The organism is Achromobacter sp. 1011791174, from assembly GCF_059760925.1.
Genome location: NZ_JCBANH010000119.1, coordinates 1 through 18,511 on the forward strand (window position 1 = coordinate 1; position 18,511 = coordinate 18,511).

Genomic DNA, 18,511 nt, shown 5'->3' on the forward strand with positions numbered 1-18,511 from the left:
GGCCTAATGTGACTGTCACTAGCCTGTAATGTTGGGCTTCTAACATGCGGTGGTCGCTGAAAGACAGGCAGCAGAAAGCCTGCCAGATCCTCTAACGAGCACAGAAGGAACCAAGATGTTCAACCGTGTCTTCAAGCAAGTTTCCCTGGGCGTCGCGCTGAGCGCCGCCGTGTTCGCCGTGCAAGCCGCCGACGTGACCGGCGCCGGCGCTTCGTTCCCGTACCCGATCTACGCCAAGTGGGCGTCGGACTACAAGGCTGCCACCAACAACGCCGTGAACTACCAGTCGATCGGCTCGGGCGGCGGCCAGCAGCAGATCATCGCCAAGACCGTCGATTTCGGCGCTTCGGACGATCCCATGAAGGCTGCCGACCTGGAAAAGAACGGTCTGCTGCAATTCCCGGCCGTCATCGGCGGCACGGTCGCCGTGGTGAACATCGACGGCGTCGAGCCGGGCAAGCTGAAGCTGTCGGGCAAGGTCCTGGGCGACATCTTCCTGGGCAAGATCAAGAAGTGGGACGACAACGCCATCAAGGCGCTGAACCCCGACGTCAAGCTGCCCTCGGCCGACATCATCGTGGTGCACCGTTCGGACGGTTCGGGCACGACGTTCGGCTGGACCAACTACCTGTCGAAGGTTTCGCCTGAGTGGAAGGAACAGGTCGGCGAAGGCAAGGCCGTCAAGTGGCCCACCGGCCAGGGCGGCAAGGGCAACGAAGGCGTCGCCGCCTACGTCGGCCAGCTGAAGAACTCGATCGGCTACGTCGAATACGCCTACGCCAAGCAGAACAAGCTGGCCTGGACCCAACTGCAGAACAAGGCTGGCAAGTTCGTCCAGCCCGAGCAGAAGGCCTTCGCCGCCGCGGCCGCCAACGCCGACTGGAAGAGCGCGCCCGGCATGGGTGTGGTGCTGACCGACGAGCCGGGCGCCGATTCCTGGCCCGTGACCGCCGCCACCTTCATCCTGGTCCACAAGTCGCAGGACAAGCCGGTGCAAGGCAAGGCCGTGCTCGACTTCTTCGACTGGGCCTTCAAGAACGGCGCCAAGTCGGCCGAAGGCATGGACTACGTGCCGCTGCCCGAAGCCGTGACCAAGGAAATCCGCGCCGCCTGGGGCGAAGTGAAGTCCGCCGACGGCAAGGCCGTCTGGAAGTAAGCCGCAGCAAGGCGGGCGCTCGCGCCCGCCTGCCTTGTCCCGGTCCCGCTCGCGGGGGCCGAGGGCAGGGCGGCCCTGGCTAGACACCCCCGTTTTCCCCTCTGGCCCTAAGGAAAGTCCATCCATGAGCGCGGTAATGGATAATAGTGTGCCGCTTTCGCCCAATGGGGCGGATGATTCCGTGACCACCGGCACGCCTTCGCCTATGAAGCAAAACAATAATGCGCTGATGGATGCGCTGTTCAAGAACCTGACCCGCCTGTTCGCCTTCCTGGTGTTCATCCTGCTGGCGGCGATCCTGGTGTCTCTGGTCTATGGCAGCCGTGAATCGCTGGCCAAGTACGGCCTGTCGTTTCTCTGGCTGAACGACTGGGATCCGGTCAAGCAGAGCTACGGCGCCGTGGTGCCGATCATCGGCACGCTGCTGACCTCGGCCATCGCGCTGATCATCGCGGTGCCGGTGTCCTTCGGCATCGCCATCTTCCTGACCGAGCTGTCGCCCGCCTGGCTGCGCCGCCCGCTGGGCACCGCGGTCGAGATGCTGGCCGCGATTCCCTCGATCATCTACGGCATGTGGGGCCTGTTCGTCTTCGTGCCGGTGTTCCAGCAATACGTGCAGCCCTTCCTGATCGCCACGCTGGGCAACGTGCCCATCATCGGCGGCATGTTCGCCGGGCCGCCGTTCGGCATCGGCATCTTCACCGCGGGCCTGATCCTGTCGATCATGATCATCCCCTTCATCGCGGCGGTGATGCGCGACGTGTTCGAGCTGGTGCCGACCATGTTGAAGGAATCGGCCTACGGCCTGGGCAGCACGACCTGGGAAGTGATGTGGCGCGTGGTGCTGCCCTTCACCAAGTCGGGCGTCATCGGCGGCATCATGCTGGGACTGGGCCGCGCGCTGGGCGAGACCATGGCCGTGACCTTCGTGATCGGCAACGCCTTCAAGTGGTCCGGCTCGCTGTTCTCGCCGGGCAACTCCATCGCCTCGGCGCTGGCCAACGAATTCAATGAAGCGGGCGGCATCCAGAAGGCCGCGCTGCTGGAACTGGGCCTGATCCTGTTCCTGATCACCACCGTCGTGCTGGCCCTGTCCAAGATGCTGCTGGTCCGCCTGTCGGCGGGCGAGGGCAAGAAGAGCTGAGCCCCCGCGCGAACGACAAGGAAAAGATCATGGCTGTCTCCGTACTCAATATGCAGAACGGCATTTACCGCCGGCGCCGCGTGGTCAACCGCATCATGCTGACCGTCTCGCTGTCGACGCTGCTGTTCGGTTTGTTCTGGCTGTTCTGGATCATCCTGACGCTGCTGATGAAGGGCGCGCCCGCGTTGTCGTACACGCTCTTCACCGAAATCACGCCGCCGCCGGGCCAGACCGGCGGCCTGCTCAACGCGGTCATCGGCAGCGTGCTGATGGCCGGCGTGGGCACGCTGATCGGTACGCCCGTGGGCATCCTGGCCGGCACCTACCTGGCCGAATACGGCCAGCGCGGCTGGCTGGCGCCGGCCACGCGCTTCCTGAACGACGTGCTGCTGTCGGCGCCGTCCATCATCATCGGCCTGTTCATCTACGCCGTGTACGTGGCGCAGGTGGGGCACTACTCGGGCTGGGCCGGCGCCATCGCGCTGTCCATCCTGGTGATCCCGGTGGTGGTCCGCACCACCGACAACATGCTGCTGCTGGTGCCGAACAGCCTGCGCGAAGCCGCCGCGGCGCTGGGCTGCCCCAAGTGGCGCATGATCACGATGGTGTGCTATCGCGCCGCCAAGACCGGCATCATCACCGGCGTGCTGCTGGCCATCGCCCGCATCTCGGGCGAGACCGCGCCGCTGCTGTTCACCGCCCTGTCCAACCAGTTCATGTCGCTGAACATGAACGGCCCCATGGCCAACCTGCCCGTCGTGATCTACCAATACGCGGCCAGCCCCTTCAAGGACTGGAACAACCTGGCCTGGGCCGGGGCCACGCTGATCACGCTGCTGGTGCTGGGCATCAACATCCTTGCCCGCAACATGTTCCGCAAATAAGGACCGCTCGCCGGCTCGCGCAGCGCGCGGGCCGCAGCCTAGGGAAACCAAATGGAAAACACCGCCACCGCCGTCAAGAACAAGATCGAGGTCAAGAACCTGAACTTCTACTACGGCAAGTTCCATGCGATCCGCAATGTGAACATGTCGATCCAGGAGAAGAAGGTCACCGCCTTCATCGGCCCGTCGGGCTGCGGCAAGTCCACGCTGCTGCGCACCTTCAACCGCATGTTCGAGCTGTATCCCGGCCAGCGCGCCGAGGGCGAGATCATCCTGGACGGCGAGAACCTGCTCACCGCCAAGACCGATATCTCGCTGATCCGCGCCAAGGTCGGCATGGTGTTCCAGAAGCCCACGCCGTTCCCCATGAGCATCTACGACAACATCGCCTTCGGCGTGCGCCTGTTCGAGCGCCTGTCCAAGGGCGAGATGGACGAGCGCGTGGAATGGGCGCTGAGCAAGGCCGCGCTGTGGAACGAAGTGAAGGACAAGCTGCACCAGAGCGGCAACAGCCTGTCCGGCGGCCAGCAACAGCGCCTTTGCATCGCGCGCGGCGTGGCCATCAAGCCCGAAGTCCTGCTGCTGGACGAGCCGTGCTCGGCGCTGGACCCGATCTCCACCGCCAAGATCGAAGAACTGATCGCCGAACTGAAGAACGACTACACGGTCGTGATCGTGACGCACAACATGCAGCAGGCCGCGCGCTGCTCGGACTACACCGCCTACATGTACCTGGGCGAGCTGATGGAATTCGGCCAGACCGACCAGATCTTCGTGAAGCCGGCGCGCAAGGAAACGGAAGACTACATCACCGGCCGCTTCGGCTGATGCCGGCCTGCGCGGGCGCCGGGACGGAACCCGCGCGGCGCCCACAAGCCGAGCCTCGCTCCCCCGCATGAACAAAGCGCCTCGGCATGTCCGAGGCGCTTTGCCATTTCAGCGGGGGCCGTCCGCTCAGGACGGTTGTTCGGGGCTCAGCGGGAAATCCCGTTCCAAGCTCTCCAGCCGCACGCGTTGTCGCAGCGGGGGCGCGAGGCGATTGAAGCAGGCCTTGGCGTGGTCGTCATCGCCCAGGCCCAGCGTCAGGTTGGGATACTTGTGCAGCAGCCTCGCGTGATCGCGTTCGTCCAGATCGGGGTTTTCCGCGATCCACAGCTGGCGCAGCCGCGGGTCGGCATCGGGGCCCGCCGTCAGTTCCTCGACATGGGCGCTCGTCAAGCCGCAACCCGACATGATCAGAACCGCAGGCAGGCGTTCCTGGGCCAGCGCGCGCAGCTGTCCGGGGGGGATGTCCGTTTCCGAGATGTCGACCGTTGCCAGCGACGGATGCTGGCCCAGGTCATCCAGATACTCGCCCATGCCCGCGCGCGCCAGCGAGATGTCCGAGACCTGATTGCCGAAGAGAACGCGCTGCCAGGCCTGGTAGGCGGTCTGGTCCTTGAGGAATAGCCTGGTGTCGTCGAGCCAGAGCGTCCGCAGGTCCTTCCATTGAATGTCGTCGTCCTCCGGCGGCTCGATGAACTCCGTGCCGTCGGGGCCCGGCGTCGTTCGCGCCGTCTGCGGCGGCTTGCGGTCGTCCTCCGGGTAGCGGGTGACATTCGTGCCGCTCAGGTTCAGGGCCTGCAACGGCAAACGGTACAGCGCCGGGATGCTGGCCTCCGACAGGTCGGGATTGTCGCTGAGGTCCACCCGGCTCAGCCGCGACGACGCGGGCATCCGGGACGCCGTCAGCTGGGTCGAACCGTTCGAGCCGATCAGGTTGCTCGAGAGGTCCAATGCGGTCAGTTTCGGCATGCCGATCAGCGCGTTCGCGCCTTTCCCTGTCACGCCGTTCGATGCAAGATCGATGGTCTTGAGGGAGGAGGATTGTGCCAGTGCGATGGCGTCCGCATCGTTCGCCTGGGCGCGCCATGCCTGTACCGACAGCAATCCCGGATGCCGTCCCGCCTCGGCCAGCAGTGCTTTCGTCGGCAGCGCATCGCCGATGATCGCCAGCGCGCGCAGGGAACGAGGCAGGGCGATGGGCTCGTCGTGCGGCTGCAGGCCGGATGCGGAGTTCAGACTCAGCAGTTCGATCGGGAGCTTCTGCAATTCCTGCAGGGCGTCGCGAGTCAGGTTCACGCCATTGAGATAAAGCTCGGTTGTTTCCCGGGACAGCAATCTGATGTGCTGTGCGGTAATGGTCGAAACATACTCTTTGGACAGGAGCGCCACCTTGCTCGAGCTCCAGCCCGCCAGGTCTTTCTGAAACTGAGTCAGTCCGGGATCCTGCGCGGGTTGTTGCCTGGGACGCGCGTAGAGGACAGGCACGCTTTCGTTCTGCGGTCGAGGCGCGGAGCGGCCCGTTGGCTTCGACGGCGCCGGAGCGGGCTTGCCAATGGATGGGGCTGGCTGTTGCGTCGACGGCGTCGGCTTGCCGCCGGCTTGTGTCTTTTGCTGGTTCCAGAAGTTCCTGGCCGCCTGGGTGCCGCCGGCGGGCGCGTCGGCGGGTTGCGATGGCGCCGGGGCCGGCTTGCCGAACGTAGGCGGCTTGGACGGGGGCGGCGACGCATCAGCCGGGGCCGCGCCTGTCTTCGGACTGTTTTGCGGCGGTCGCGAAGCCGGTTTCTTGGCGGATGCGGCGTCCTGCTGCGCCCAGAAGGTCTTGGCGGAGCCACCGGTCCCGGCTGGCGGCGCGTCGGGAGCGCCGGTTCGACCCGAAGGCGCTGGCGATGGTTTTGGGGATGCACCGGATTTGGGCTGGAAGGGCTTTGGCGGCACGCGGTCCGTGGCCGGTTTGGCTTGTTGGAAGCCAGCTCGGTTGTTGTCGGAGGCTTCCTGGTTTTTCCGTGTGGGAGATGGGGAGGGACCCGTGGCGGGCAGTTTTCCGATGGTCATGCGCAGCTCTCCAGAAGGGGGCTCTGGTGAGTGACCGTCGACCGGGACCGGGTTCCGGGTTCCGGGTCCCGGTCGACGAGACTGACAGCGGGCGGTGGCGTTCCAGGAGCAGATCGTCAAGGAGATCGCGCTATGGCGCGACGCGGGCGTCAAGGTGGATTGAACGCAGCGCCCTGTTTCAGGCGGCCACGCCGTGGCGTTCGGCGATGCGCAGCAGCAGGGCGTCCAGTTCCTGGATGATCGGCCGATGGTCGTCGACCCGGCGCACCAAGGCCGACGGCATTGCCGGCAGGTCGATCTCCACGAAGGCGATCTCGGGCGTGGCGTAGTAGCTGGCCGCGCGCTTGGTCAGCATCAGCAGGCCCTCGCGCGTGTTGACCGCGGCGATGCCCTCGCGGATCGTGCGGATCACCGGCCCGTCGCCGATCGGGCGTCCCTTGGGCGTGTGGCGGGGAAAATGATAGTCCTGCCATTCCTGGTTCACCGAGCCGGGCACCATGCGGACCAGGCGCTCGTCGCCCAGCACTTCCGGATCCAGCAGCGTGAACGCAGTGAACGGATGGTCGTGCGGCACGCACAGCATGCGCTGGTCGCGCAGTACGATCGGACCGTGGCACAGTCCGTCCGCGCCCAGCGGCAGCCGGCAGAACGCCACGTCGACCGAGCCATCGGCCACGGCGGCGTAGTGGGTGACATAGGTCAGCTCCACGAACTCCAGCTCGACGCTGGGGTGGGCCGCCTTGAATTCGGACACCAGCGGCCGATACAGCTCATAGAAACCACCGCCCAGGAAGCCGATGCGCAGATGGCGCGGCTTGCCGGATGCCTGGCGCCTGCAATCGTCGATGGCGCTCTTGAGCAGGATGACGGCGGGGCCCGCGCCCCGTTTCAGCGTCTCGCCCAGCGGCGTCAGGGCCACCCGGCGGCTGCTGCGTTCGAACAGCGGGCCGCCCAGCGTCCGCTCCAGCGCCTTGATGGCTTCCGATACCGAGGACTGACTCATGTGCAGCGCATCGGCCGCCCGGCCGAAGTGCAGGGTTTCGGCGACGGCGAGGAAGCAATCGAACTGGCGCAGATCCATGGGGCGGTCCTTTCCGGCGCGGGAGAGGTGAGGATTTGATCAATCGGAAATCACGATTGATTTGATGAATAATACCGCTTGTTCCCCTCTGGCGGCATGGGCAGAATTCGGCCCTTGCATCTGTTTTTATCCCAATACACAGCGCCAAGGAGAGGGGAATGACCGAATCGCGCACGCCGCGGCCGGATCTGGAAAAATCGGAAGAGCCGATTGAATTCGTGGTGGAAGGGGACCGCGTGCGCGGCACGCTCTACCTGCCGGCGCAAGCCCGCGGCCCCGTCGGGGCCGTGGCGCTGGCGCACGGCTGGTCGATGGTGGCGGGCGGCGATCTGGAGGACTACGCGGCCGCCATCGTCGAGCAGGGCCTGGCGGCGCTGACCTTCGATTTCCGCAACCTGGGCCGCAGCGACGGCCAGCCACGCCAGGAAATCGATCCGCAGCGGCAGATCCAGGATTTCCGCGCCGCCATTTCCTACCTGCGCCGCCGTCCCGAGGTGGACCGCGAGCGCATCGGCATCTGGGGCAGCAGCTACAGCGGCGGCCATGCCCTGACCGTCGCCGCCATCGACAAGCGGGTCAAGTGCGTGGTGAGCCAGGTGCCCACCACCAGCGGCTTCCTGGCGGCGCAGCGCCGCGTGCGCTACGACAAGGCGCTGGTCCTGCAGGCGGCGTTCGAGGCCGACCGCGAAGCGCGCGATGCGGGCCTGCCGCCCGCCACGCTGCGCATGGTCGATGCCGATCCCGAGGCGCCGGTGGCGTATCCGGGGCCCGACTCCTATGCCTACATGACCGGCGAAGCGAAGCGTTGCCCCGCCTGGGTCAACGAGGTCACGCTGCGGTCCCTGGAGCTGGCCCGCGCCTACGAGCCCGCCGCGTACATCCGCCGCATCGCGCCCACGCCCCTGTTGATGATCGTCGCGACCGGCGACGGCCTGACGCCCGCCGATCTGCAGCAGGAAGCCTTCAACACGGCCCACCAGCCCAAGCAGCTTCTGCTGCTGCCGGGCGGCCATTACTCCGTCTACACGGAACATTTCGAACGCACCCGCCGCGCGGCCGCCGACTGGTTCGCCCAGCACCTGCGCTGACCCCTCAAGGACAAGACAATGACGACAATAACAATGGAGACACAAGACCGCCGGCGCCGCCTGGCTTCGCTGCGCGCGGCGGCCGTGGGCAACGCCCTGGAGTGGTTCGACTGGACGCTGTACGGCACGTTCTCGGCCTATCTGGCCATGAACCTGTTCGATCCGTCCGATCCCACTTCGGCGCTGTTGGCCACGCTGGCTGTGTTCGCCGGCGGCTTCCTGGCGCGGCCCGTCGGCGGCTGGCTGTTCGGCCGCATCGGCGACCGCTATGGACGCAAGTTCACCCTGGTCCTGACGATGTGCCTGCTGGCCCTGACCAGCCTGGCCATCGCGGTGCTGCCGACCTACGGACAGGCGGGAGTGTGGGCATCTGTTCTGCTGTTCCTGTGCCGGCTGACGCAGGGCCTGGCGCACGGCGGCGAGTCCGGCGTGGCCTATACCTACGTCGCTGAAATCGCGCCGGCCAAGCGGCGTGGCCTGTGGTCCAGTTCCGTCTTCGTCAGCGTGACCGTCGGCGTGATGGCGGCGACTGGCCTGGCCGCCCTGCTGACATCCTGGCTGGGCAAGGACGCGATGCAGGCCTGGGGCTGGCGCGTCGGTTTCGCGGTGGGCGCGTTGCTGGGCATCTATGCGCTGTTCCTGCGCCGCAGCGCGAGCGAAAGCGATGTGTTCGAGCATCGCGCCGAGCCGGCGGGCGGCGTGAAGGTGTCGCGGCGCCAGGCCTTGCTGATCGTGCGCAACATCATCATGATCGCCGCGGCCTCCAACGCCACCTACTACACCTGGGTGACTTTCGCGCCGGCCACCGCCATCGCGACCCGGGGCATGGATCCGTCGGGCGCCTATACCGCCAGCCTGATCGCGCAGCTGATCTGCCTGCTGTGGCTACCCGTGTGCGGTTGGCTGGCGGACCGCTACGGCCGCAAGCCGATGGTGATGGCGTTCGGGCTGGGCGTCGCGCTGGCCGTGTTCCCGGTATCGCATCTGGTCACGGATCAGCCGTGGACCCTGTTCGTGGCGCAGCTGATCGGCCTGCTGGTCTGGGCGCTTTTGGCGGCCATCTTTCCGGCGGTGGTGGCCGAACAGGTGCCGACTGGCGCGCGCGCCATGGGCGTGGGCTTCATTTCCTCGCTGTCGGTCGCCATCTTCGGCGGCACGGCGCCGTACATCAACACCTGGCTGGGCGCGCAGGGATTGGGCTGGGTCTACACGGCCTATGTGGGCGCGCTGGGGCTGATGGCCTTCGCGGGCGGCTTCCTGATCAAGGAGACCGCCGGCGTGGATCTGAACGCCATCCGCCTGCCGGGCGAGCCTACGCGCGAATCCGTCGCCAAGCGTGCGGCCTTCAACTGAATTCCAACTTCTACATCCATTTCTATGAGCAACGTAAATTATCTGGACCTGGCAGGCAAAGTCGCGGTGGTCACCGGCGCGGGCGGAGGCATCGGACGCGCGGTGGTCGCGGCGTTGAGCAAGCAGGGCGCGCGCGTGGTCGCCACCGATCGCGACCTCGCGGCGATGGCGGGCGTGGACGCGGATTGCCGTGAACTGGACGTGACCCGGCCCGCCGCGATCCGGGCGCTGGCGGACGCGGTCGCGGCCGAGTATGGCGCGCTGGACATCTGGGTCAACAACGCGGGCTACATGGATCGCATGCCCGCCCTTGATCTGGACGAGGCCGCCTGGCAACGCACGCAGGACATCAATCTGAAGGGCACGTTCTTCGGCGCGCAGGCGGCCGCGCGGCACATGGTGGCGCAGCGCAGCGGCGCCATCATCAACCTGTCCAGCTATGCCGGCGTGAAGCCGCGCCCGAACTGCGCGGACTATGCCAGCGCCAAGGCGGCCGTGGCGCATCTGACGCAATGCCTGGCGCTGGAATGGAGCCCCCTGGGCCTGCGCGTGAACGCCATCGCGCCGGGCTTCATCGAAACGCCGATGAGCAGCTGGATGCATGCCGACGCGGCCACCCACGCCGAATACATCGGCCGCCTGCCCGCGCGGCGGCTGGGCCAGCCCGCCGAGATCGCGGACGCCGTGCTCTATCTGGCTTCGCAGGCCTCCGCCTATGTGACCGGCCATGTGCTGCTGGTCGATGGCGGCGTGTCCAAGACCTGAGGCGCGCGTGATGACGACGCAATCCTATTGGAGCGGCAAGGCCGCCGTGGTGACCGGCGCGGCGCGCGGGCAGGGCGCGGCCGAAGCCCTGCGCCTGCTGCGGGCCGGGGCCATCGTCCATGCGCTCGATGTGCTGCCGGCCGACGACCCGACGTGGGACGCGCTGCGCGCGGAGGCGGGCGCGGACGCCGGGCGTCTGCGGATACGCGTGGCGGACGTGGCCAGCGAAGCCGGCTGGCGGACGCTGGCCGCGCAGATCGAGCGCGAGGGCGCGCCGCTGTACGGGCTGGTCAACAACGCGGGCGTGACCCTGCGCAAGACCGTGACCGAAACCTCGCATGCTGAATGGCGGCGTTTGCTGGATATCAACCTGGACGGGCCGTTCCTGGCGATCCACGTGCTCGCCGGCTTGATGCCGGCCGGCGCGTCCATCGTCAATACCTCGTCCACCGCCGGCCTGACCGGCTATTTCAGCGCGGCCTACACGGCCAGCAAATGGGGGCTGCGCGGACTGACGCGCGCCGCCGCGCTGGAGCTGGCGGGACGGGGCATACGCGTGAACACCGTGTGCCCGGGCCTGGTGGAAACGCCGATGATCATGCAGCCCAATGCCGTGCACGACGCGGGCCGGGCGCGGCTTTTCTACGAAGGCAACCGGGATGCCACGCCGCTGTCGCGAGGCGCCGATCCCGACGAGATCGCGGCGGCCGTCATGTTCCTGCTGGGACCGGACGCCTCGTTCATCACGGGCGCGGACCTGCCGGTCGACGGCGGCATGACGGGGGGCGGCGTGTACTGGCGGATCGGCAAGGCCACGGGCAATCTGTAGCCGCCTGACCTGGCGCTGGATGGCGGCGCGGGGGCGCCATCCGAATGCCGCTATCCGAACGTCCCGAAGTCGCCGAACCGGGGCGCTCGCGCGGACACTATTCTCCCTGGGCCTGGTGAGCGACTTCGGCCGCGTACTCGGGGCCGCGACGCATGCGCAGGTAGTTCGCGTAGGCCTCGCGGTACTCCGCGCTGTAGATGTCCGGGCCGCTTTCGCCTTGTTCCAGCTTGTCCAGTCCGGCCCGCTTCCAGAGCGCCAGGTCGGCCTCGACTTCCGCCCGCGACTCCGGCCGGGCGATCGCGTTGTCGTAGCCCTGGCTGGGCGCGCTCGCGCCCGCAGGAGCCGCATGGGCCTGGACGCCCACGAGAGCAATGGTGATCGACGCAATGGCGGTGGCAAGATTCATCTTCATGGCAGGATCCTCAATCATGGGCCAGGAGCGGAAGGCAGTACGGCTTCCGTAAGGCTCCTGACATCGAGGCTTCACTGTGCGCCGATTGCCACAGCGGATAAATGCCTGTTCAGGGAAAGAGCTTTCAATAAGACGGGGCAATGCGCCGCGCGCGCCGCCGTGCCGCCAGCCGTGCGCAGGCCGGGGCCCGCCCGGCGGACGCCGGAACGGGCGCAGTATCTGGTATAGTTCCCACCCTTCGGGGCGTAGCGCAGCCTGGTAGCGCATCTGCTTTGGGAGCAGAGGGTCGCGAGTTCGAATCCCGCCGCCCCGACCAATTAAATCAAAGGCTTAGCTCACATTCTGAGCTAAGCCTTTGTGTTTTGGAGGCCAGCGCCATTCGGATCTACCGTCGGGTGCCTGTTTGCTGGGTGGTGGGCGGCCTGTTTTCGAGCCAAGCCGCTACCTCCCGCGCACGCTATCCAGCAGACCGAGTGGTGTGCCTCACCGGCGCGGGGAAATCCTTTTGCTAGATCAGCTCATAAATCGTCGACTTCGATAGGTTAATGACGTTGACGAGATCCGCAGGCGATAGACCAGTTGATCGCTCATGAACATTCATTCTCATCGCTAGCGCTCGCGCGTTTGATATCGCGGCGCGGCTGCTTGTGTTGGCGTGGGTGGCCGGGCCAGTCCACACGGCTGAAAGGATGGGGATGGGGTTGAGCGATGCCAGCAGCTCGCCTAGCCACGTTATCGCCGCGCCAAACGCCGCGGTAACCTGCGCCCAGATGTCCGCGAAGAACGCTTTGGTCGGCGTCTAGCATTGGTAGATGAAATATGTGGCAGTCGCAATGGTCATGCTCGCCAAGCCAATGGGCTTGCCGAGCAGCAGCTTTCCGACAGATACGATGGTTTTGCCCAGCCGGCCAAAGCCGCCTTTCTCCAAGTTGGCCAGGCCCCCCATCGCGCTACCTCCCTGGATACCGAGCATCGACAAGCCGTAGCGCACGACGACGAACGACCGGAGCACTGCGGCCATCGCCGGCGCCAACGCTCCAAAAATTGCGACCAGACCAGCAATGGCGGCGGCCGCCGCGATCAACGCGGTGGCCATGCGCGGATTGGCCTTCATCCACTCGCCTAGGCCGTTTCCGACTCAAGCCTGCGTCATTCTGCGACTAGCGCTAGTACTACCGCGTGGAGTGATTATCCCCCCTCGCGCAAGCGACACAAAAAGACGCAGCCAGGTCGTCATTTTTTTCCGCGAGTCACCGTCGAGGGCCGATGGGGTATAGCTTTGTTCGACGCGTTTCTTTGTGCTTGCATCTTGCATCGCTTCAAGACGTGCTCAGTGAACCCTTCAGTCCTCAGGATGGTCGCATCCAACGAGCCTCCAGCGGCGCGGTTTACAAGAGCGGCTGCCTTACGGAAAAGCCCCTCTGATTCCGTGTTATCCCACAAGGCGTCGATCATGATGCGACACTTCCGTTCCATATCGTTAGAGTTCATTCGTGGGAGGGGGGCAGGCATCAATTGCCACCGGAGTGCCAACAAGATTTCGTATCGCGCGGCACGGAAATCCTTGTCTAGAAACTGGTTTCTAAAGAGGTACTCCAGACGGTACATCGCGAGCGCTGCGACATAGTAGGGATCAAGTTTATCGTTCGCGCCAAATAAGTCCTTGCCGGCTCTATCAAGAATTCTGCGGTAGCTCTTCGTCGCTCTGTGAGGTTCTTCCAGAAACATCGAAGCAAATGCGCGTATCAAACTGCCCGGTGTCACGATCCGCGTTTTCTCAACACCGGTGACACTGTGATATTGACGCGAACGACGTTCATAGTAAAGCCGCTGGGGCTCATCAAACGAAGAAAAAAATGCCTCAAGTTTTTTCTGAAAGCTGGATAGCGCCAGAAGTTGCTCTTCTCTCACCTCGGTTTGCCTATTGGTGGCGACAATTATCGAAGCGATGACATCGTCATCCTTGGTGGCTATAAGTCGAAGAGGCACCATAACCGTGGAATCCAATACCTCCCGCCGATCAAACAGTACATGACTCGTCTGGCAGCCGTTCACGATTTGATAGTCTTCAATATAAAACCGGTTGGCCGTTGCTCGAAGTGTTTTCGCAATAATGGTGACGCCATTATTCATCAAGGCGAATCGCGAGCGTGAGGTGGGATCAGCAAGAGTGCCTCGCATCTCTGAATTGACAGCGTTGAAGTCCTGCCAGTCACGCACATTGTCGTAAAAGATGCCTTTGAGAATATCGCCGCGTGTATCGGAAATTAGAGGGAGAAATTCCGTCGCTGGCAATAAACCAATATATGCCTCCGAAACCGCCGTCACGGTTGGTACAACGGTCCGCAAGGCAAACTCAAATTCCCTGGAGATCGAGTTTTTGGATTCGCGATAGATGTCTTGGATGTCATCCGCGCCCAATGGGATGAAGTCGACGGTAGCAAACAGCTTGGTGTCGAGTAGCTCTTGGACGGCGGAATTTTTCCGCGCAACAAGGTTTCCGTCCTCAACCCAAGTCCCCGTTGTGACGTAAAACATTTTGCACGTCGGTCGTCCTCTTTTAAAGCGACTGCTATGGTTGTAGATTGTGGTCATCAGCTGCGCGGCGCGGTTTAACTGCCTATTACGCTGCAGTGCCGGTTTTTCTTTGAAGAAGTCGCTGACGCCGAAAGAGAATTGTCCGATTTTGGCCATGTCGAAAGATGACGATCTTTCTGCTTGGACGAAAAGAAATGACGCTTCAATATGCCCACTGTTGGTGACTAGTTCGTCAATTTGGGCTGCGTCTTCAATGAAGACCCCGTTCACCACTATCGCGAGCGCGTCGATACCGGTGTCTCCCCCTGAACCGATGACCAAGTCTGCAATTTCGTCACCATCGCCGAGGTGCCGCCCAATAGTGAGGTAGGCAGCGAAATGCTCGAACTGACTATCTTCGTCAAGCTTTTCTAGCCCGTGCTCGGTACTAAATTCATTTAGAAGCGATTTCGTTACTCTATCCATGATGTCCTTAGCGGCGGGGCTAATGATCGGCTGTCAGTTGGGCGGTCTCCGGCGAACTCGGAGCATTGCTAGATGTTAGCGCTTCTCCGGCTCAAGTGGGCGTCTGAATGTTGGGTCCGAACTGCCTCCCTTGCACTCGATTTTTTGCGCAGAGTTAGAGAGAGGCTGGGAAAAGTCTAGCGTTTTCAACTGGATCTGAAAATTACGTGGAAGGTGCTGATTTACATGAATAATCTTGATTGTATTCAAAGCCTGATATCAAACTTCTATAAGGTTAGGGTATAGAAACCTAATCGGGTTAAGCTTTGGTTAGGAACAGGTTCGGTTTTCCGAAACGTCGAAAACCCGCATGAATAAAGGCGCTCCGGCCGATTCCCCATGGCTGGTTAGGAAGGTTAGGTTTTCCCACCCCCTCCCGAAACATTGAAAAAGCCCTTTGTCACGCCAGTTTTTGATGTGCTCGCCGTCGTCGCCCTGGATCCTGGACGGCGCTGAGGCTGGCCGCGGCGGTCGGCTGCAGTGCGCCGGCCCGGTGCTGGCGCTGCAGGTGGCGCTGGACGTGGCCAGCAGCTCGCGGCGGTGGCCGGCATGCTTGCCAGCATGTAGCAAACGCAACGATGTTACGGCGCGGGAGTACCGCGTTTCGGAGGACAGGGAAAAAACGGGGAAGGGCGGACCGACGCTAGTGCTACAAAACTACTCAGAATATTGGCAAAACCCATTGCTTATACGGCTCTCCGGCCTGTAGGGTTCGCCGTTAACTGGTGTGCTCACCTTATCGCCGTGAGTCCTCAACCACGAGGCGGCGACTGGCGGCGTGCTGGCCAGGTTCTGGCCCTGCAGGTCCAGGCCCGCGCCGGCAGCAGCACGTGGCCGCCGCCGGCGGGGCCGGCCAGACGCTGGCACTATGGGTCATGACATGGCCGTTGCGGCAGGCACTACGGGCCGCCTTCGATATGTGGACCATCCGATGTCCGTATATGCTCGCTCAATTCTTGGTTTTCAAACGTTAGGATCATGGGCAATAAGAAAAGACGCCTGCAGGCATTCTTGAGGGAACATCCAACCTGTTGTTATTGCGGTGGAATGCAGCCAGCTACCACCGAAGATCATTGGCCGCCTCGGTCGGTGTTCGATGAGCGAAAATGGCCTGCGGGCTATGTATTTCCTGCATGCCAACGCTGCCAGCAGGCTACGCCAGATGATGAAGCCCTATTTGCACTCTTGTGCCGTATCACGGCGCCTGGTGACCAGCCAATAGCGTATGAGGCGACCTACCGGCTCATGATGGCGATGAAGGAAAAGGAACCCGAGATTTACAGATCGTTTCTACCCTCGGCAAATGAGAAGCGACGTTGGTTCCGAGATCACGGGGCATCCTTGCCGCCAGGAGTCGCCACGACCGAGATCCCGATTCTTTCCTTAAAGCACCCCCGAAGTGAAAGCGAAGCTGCGACGCTGCGCTGCCAAACTATTTCTCAGCCTCCATTATCACCACACCAAAAAGATACTCCCGGCGGCCGGCGGCATGGTCTTAGCAGGGTTCAGCAATGCCGTTTCGATTGAAGAGGCGGGGCTCGAGCTGTTGGCCAACATGACCACCAAAGTTCCGCATCTTCGCTGGCAGCAGGTGGATGTGACCGCGCAGTTCAATTACCGTTACAACGCTGACACTGAAGACGGATCCGTTTCTGTGTTCATGGCCCAGTTCAACAATGGAATTGGATTCGGTGCAATTTGCGTTTGTGATTTGTCGCGTATCCCTGATATTGCCAACGAGACGTTCATTCGTCCCTTTGGCGTCCTTTGACCGACGTTTCCTTGTTGACGTTGGCAGCGCTGCGATCAGGTGCTGGTGTCGTGGCTGACTTGATCTCGCGTAACCAGACTTCCGGATCGTCGATTCGCCCTCACGGCGTCATAGACTGTCAGGACAACGCCCAGGCCCAGGCCCGCCAGGAAGACGGTCGCGGCCAGAGTGGGCTTCCCTTGCGCGAGCAGTGTCGCCGCCAGCGGGAGGAACGACAAAATGGACAGGTTGTTCAAGGTTTCCGCCGCCGCCAGCGCCGCGCCCTTGTCGCGGTCCGAGCGGTTGGCCAGCACCGTGGTGGCCAACGGGGCGCCTGCCCCCAGGGATGCTCCCCACGCGGCCAGACAGGCGAGCGCGCCCCACAAGGGCAAGGGCGGCAGGTAGAACGCGGCGACCGATGCGAAGAGCAGCACATTGGTGATGACCAGCGCGCGTTCCTCGCCGGAACCCAGGCGTCGCAGCGCGCCGGCGGAAAGATTGCCCACGGCGAGTCCGATGCCGAATGCGGCCGTGCTCAGTCCGACCTGGGCCACGTCCAGGGCATAGCGCAGGCGCAGGACTTCTCCCGACAGCAGAAAGGCGGCGACACCCGTCCCGTTCCACAGTCCCTTGGTGAGCAGGGGGTGCGCGATGTCCGGCTTGCGCAGCCATCGCAGCGGGCGCTGCGCGGCCGGAACCGTCGCCGCCGTTGGGGCGCGACCGCCGGGCATGGCCATGCGGCCGACGAGAAAGGCGGCGAGGCAGCCCGCCGAGACTAGCAAGAAAGGCGCGCGCCAGCCTATCCAGCCGGTGAGAACACCGGCGATGGCCGGGCCGGTCGCGATGCCCGCCGTCATGCCGAGCATGACGACGCCCATCGCCGCCGCATGACGCTGGCGCGGCAAGCGTTCGGAGACCAACGCGAAGGCGTTGGGAATGATGACGGCCGAGGCCAGGCCGCCAAGAATCCGCAGCGCCACCGCTATTTCAAAGGTGGGCGCGAGCGCGATGCCCAAGCCGTCCAACGCGAACAGGAACAGGGCGATCAGCAGGAGTCGACGCCGTCCGATGCGGTCTGACAGATGTCCGAAGACGGGCGCGGCGAGCGCATACGCAAGGGCATAGCTGGAGACCAGCCAGGCGATCTGGCCGGAATCGACGCCGAAGGCGCGACCGAGCGGGTCCAGCATCGCCGAGAGCATGAACTCGCTCGCGCCGACGAAGAACACCGATATGGAAAGCATGGACAACAACGGGCCGTTGTTGCCCGCAAGAGCAATCGTTTTGGAATGGGGCATGCCTTTCCTCGTGTAAACACGTGTGGGGAAGGGGGGAAGCGTGGAGGGATCAATGCCGCCAGGGAGGCGGCGCGTCACCGGGACGGTGGCGCGGAATGACGGAGTGCGCTTGGCAGGGGGGGCCGCAAGGACCGGAGAGCATCAGGGCCGGCGGCGCGCCGGATCAGATGCGCCATGATAGGTGCTTGCGGCGGGCTTTTCAAGCCGCGCCGCCTGCGCGTCACTCGCCCGTATCGCCGGCGCCCGACGCCGCCGCCCGATGCGGTCCCGTGGCGATCGCGTAGCGGTTGCGGCCGGCGGCCTTGGCCCGGTACAGCGCCTTGTCCGCTGCCTGCAGCAGCCGGTTCAAGGTGTCGCCGTCGTCCGGAAAGACCGCGATGCCGATGGATCCGCTCAGGTCCACGAGTACGCCGGGGTAGGGGGCGGCCAGCGCCGCGTTCAGGTTCCTGGCGACCTGTTCGGCGGCCTCCTGGCCGCCGGCGTCCAGCAGCACCACGAATTCGTCGCCGCCAAAGCGCGACAGCACGTCCGAGCTGCGCAGCGCGCCGCTCATGCGCTCGGCGGCGATCTTCAGGATCTGGTCGCCGGTGCCGTGGCCATAGGTATCGTTCACGATCTTGAAGCGGTCCAGGTCGATCGCCAGGATGGCGACGGAACGCGAGGTGCGCGCCGCCGCCGCCAGCGCGTGTGACGCCAGTTCCGTGAAGAGCACGCGGTTGCACAGCGAGGTCAGCGGATCGTGGTAGGCCAGCCGTTGCGTATCGGACAGCATCTGGCCGGCATGCTGCAATGCGCTGCCCAGCAGGGCTGTTTCGCGATAGCGGGTGGGCGG

General features: G+C 64.1%; 16 protein-coding genes and 1 tRNA gene. 10 read left to right on the plus strand and 7 right to left on the minus strand.

All coding sequences use genetic code 11. The annotated features are described in order from the left end of the window. Positions 1-115 precede the first annotated feature (115 nt). The 4 genes from pstS to pstB all read left to right on the plus strand — a co-directional run bounded on the left by pstS (position 116) and on the right by pstB (position 4,012). Positions 116-1,156 carry a phosphate ABC transporter substrate-binding protein PstS gene (pstS, locus tag AC6LJ5_RS27150; protein WP_103275729.1) on the plus strand — a complete coding sequence of 347 codons (1,041 nt, stop codon included), beginning with the start codon at positions 116-118 and terminating at the stop codon, positions 1,154-1,156. A 124-nt stretch (positions 1,157-1,280) separates the two neighbouring features. Beyond that, a complete protein-coding gene (pstC, locus tag AC6LJ5_RS27155; protein ID WP_103275728.1) occupies positions 1,281-2,300 on the plus strand; it encodes a phosphate ABC transporter permease subunit PstC in 1,020 nt (339 codons plus the stop codon). Positions 2,301-2,329: 29 nt separating this feature from the next. Then, the gene (pstA, locus tag AC6LJ5_RS27160) at positions 2,330-3,184 is read left to right on the plus strand and encodes a phosphate ABC transporter permease PstA (RefSeq protein WP_103275727.1); all 855 of its coding nucleotides are present in this window, start codon (positions 2,330-2,332) and stop codon (positions 3,182-3,184) included. 51 nt (positions 3,185-3,235) lie between these two features. Then, on the plus strand, positions 3,236-4,012 hold the full coding sequence (gene pstB, locus AC6LJ5_RS27165) for a phosphate ABC transporter ATP-binding protein PstB (protein WP_103275726.1): 777 nt from the start codon (positions 3,236-3,238) through the stop codon (positions 4,010-4,012). 126 nt (positions 4,013-4,138) lie between these two features. Here the strand turns inward: pstB and AC6LJ5_RS27170 are convergent, their stop codons facing one another. Further along, positions 4,139-6,061, minus strand: coding sequence for a leucine-rich repeat domain-containing protein (locus AC6LJ5_RS27170; RefSeq protein ID WP_498142138.1), 1,923 nt, complete (start codon positions 6,059-6,061; stop codon positions 4,139-4,141). Between the two features lie 178 nt (positions 6,062-6,239). Next, positions 6,240-7,142 carry a LysR family transcriptional regulator gene (locus tag AC6LJ5_RS27175; protein ID WP_103275724.1) on the minus strand — a complete coding sequence of 301 codons (903 nt, stop codon included), beginning with the start codon at positions 7,140-7,142 and terminating at the stop codon, positions 6,240-6,242. A 158-nt stretch (positions 7,143-7,300) separates the two neighbouring features. Between AC6LJ5_RS27175 and AC6LJ5_RS27180 the strand changes: the two genes are divergently transcribed. Genes AC6LJ5_RS27180 through AC6LJ5_RS27195 form a run of 4 tightly spaced genes read left to right on the plus strand, consistent with a single transcriptional unit; the run spans position 7,301 to position 11,177 of the window. Continuing rightward, complete coding sequence (locus tag AC6LJ5_RS27180; RefSeq protein WP_498142139.1) at positions 7,301-8,230, plus strand: alpha/beta hydrolase; 930 nt, start codon at positions 7,301-7,303, stop codon at positions 8,228-8,230. Positions 8,231-8,248: 18 nt separating this feature from the next. After that, on the plus strand, positions 8,249-9,583 hold the full coding sequence (locus tag AC6LJ5_RS27185; RefSeq protein ID WP_103275722.1) for an MFS transporter: 1,335 nt from the start codon (positions 8,249-8,251) through the stop codon (positions 9,581-9,583). Positions 9,584-9,607: 24 nt separating this feature from the next. Continuing rightward, the gene (locus AC6LJ5_RS27190; protein ID WP_498142140.1) at positions 9,608-10,348 is read left to right on the plus strand and encodes an SDR family NAD(P)-dependent oxidoreductase; all 741 of its coding nucleotides are present in this window, start codon (positions 9,608-9,610) and stop codon (positions 10,346-10,348) included. Between the two features lie 10 nt (positions 10,349-10,358). Beyond that, positions 10,359-11,177 carry an SDR family NAD(P)-dependent oxidoreductase gene (locus tag AC6LJ5_RS27195; RefSeq protein WP_103275720.1) on the plus strand — a complete coding sequence of 273 codons (819 nt, stop codon included), beginning with the start codon at positions 10,359-10,361 and terminating at the stop codon, positions 11,175-11,177. A 97-nt stretch (positions 11,178-11,274) separates the two neighbouring features. On the opposite strand, the gene AC6LJ5_RS27200 is transcribed toward AC6LJ5_RS27195, so the two are convergent. Further along, positions 11,275-11,589 carry a DUF4148 domain-containing protein gene (locus AC6LJ5_RS27200; protein ID WP_212314044.1) on the minus strand — a complete coding sequence of 105 codons (315 nt, stop codon included), beginning with the start codon at positions 11,587-11,589 and terminating at the stop codon, positions 11,275-11,277. A gap of 239 nt (positions 11,590-11,828) precedes the next feature. Here AC6LJ5_RS27200 and AC6LJ5_RS27205 point away from each other — a divergent pair. Continuing rightward, a tRNA-Pro gene (locus AC6LJ5_RS27205) sits at positions 11,829-11,905 on the plus strand. Between the two features lie 483 nt (positions 11,906-12,388). On the opposite strand, the gene AC6LJ5_RS27210 is transcribed toward AC6LJ5_RS27205, so the two are convergent. Together AC6LJ5_RS27210 and AC6LJ5_RS27215 are read right to left on the minus strand one after the other, a co-directional pair. Next, positions 12,389-12,703, minus strand: a complete 315-nt coding sequence (locus AC6LJ5_RS27210) for a hypothetical protein (RefSeq protein WP_392409728.1) — start codon at positions 12,701-12,703, stop codon at positions 12,389-12,391. A 119-nt stretch (positions 12,704-12,822) separates the two neighbouring features. After that, a complete protein-coding gene (locus AC6LJ5_RS27215) occupies positions 12,823-14,592 on the minus strand; it encodes an AIPR family protein (protein WP_392409729.1) in 1,770 nt (589 codons plus the stop codon). Between the two features lie 1,438 nt (positions 14,593-16,030). Here AC6LJ5_RS27215 and AC6LJ5_RS27220 point away from each other — a divergent pair. After that, positions 16,031-16,402 (plus strand): hypothetical protein, encoded by a 372-nt coding sequence (locus tag AC6LJ5_RS27220; protein ID WP_498142141.1) that lies wholly within the window; start codon positions 16,031-16,033, stop codon positions 16,400-16,402. A gap of 35 nt (positions 16,403-16,437) precedes the next feature. Here AC6LJ5_RS27220 and AC6LJ5_RS27225 read toward each other — a convergent pair whose 3' ends face one another. Then, positions 16,438-17,679 (minus strand): MFS transporter, encoded by a 1,242-nt coding sequence (locus AC6LJ5_RS27225; RefSeq protein WP_498142142.1) that lies wholly within the window; start codon positions 17,677-17,679, stop codon positions 16,438-16,440. A gap of 220 nt (positions 17,680-17,899) precedes the next feature. Then, a partial coding sequence (locus AC6LJ5_RS27230) for a diguanylate cyclase (protein ID WP_498142143.1) occupies positions 17,900-18,511 on the minus strand: 612 nt, incomplete at its 5' end.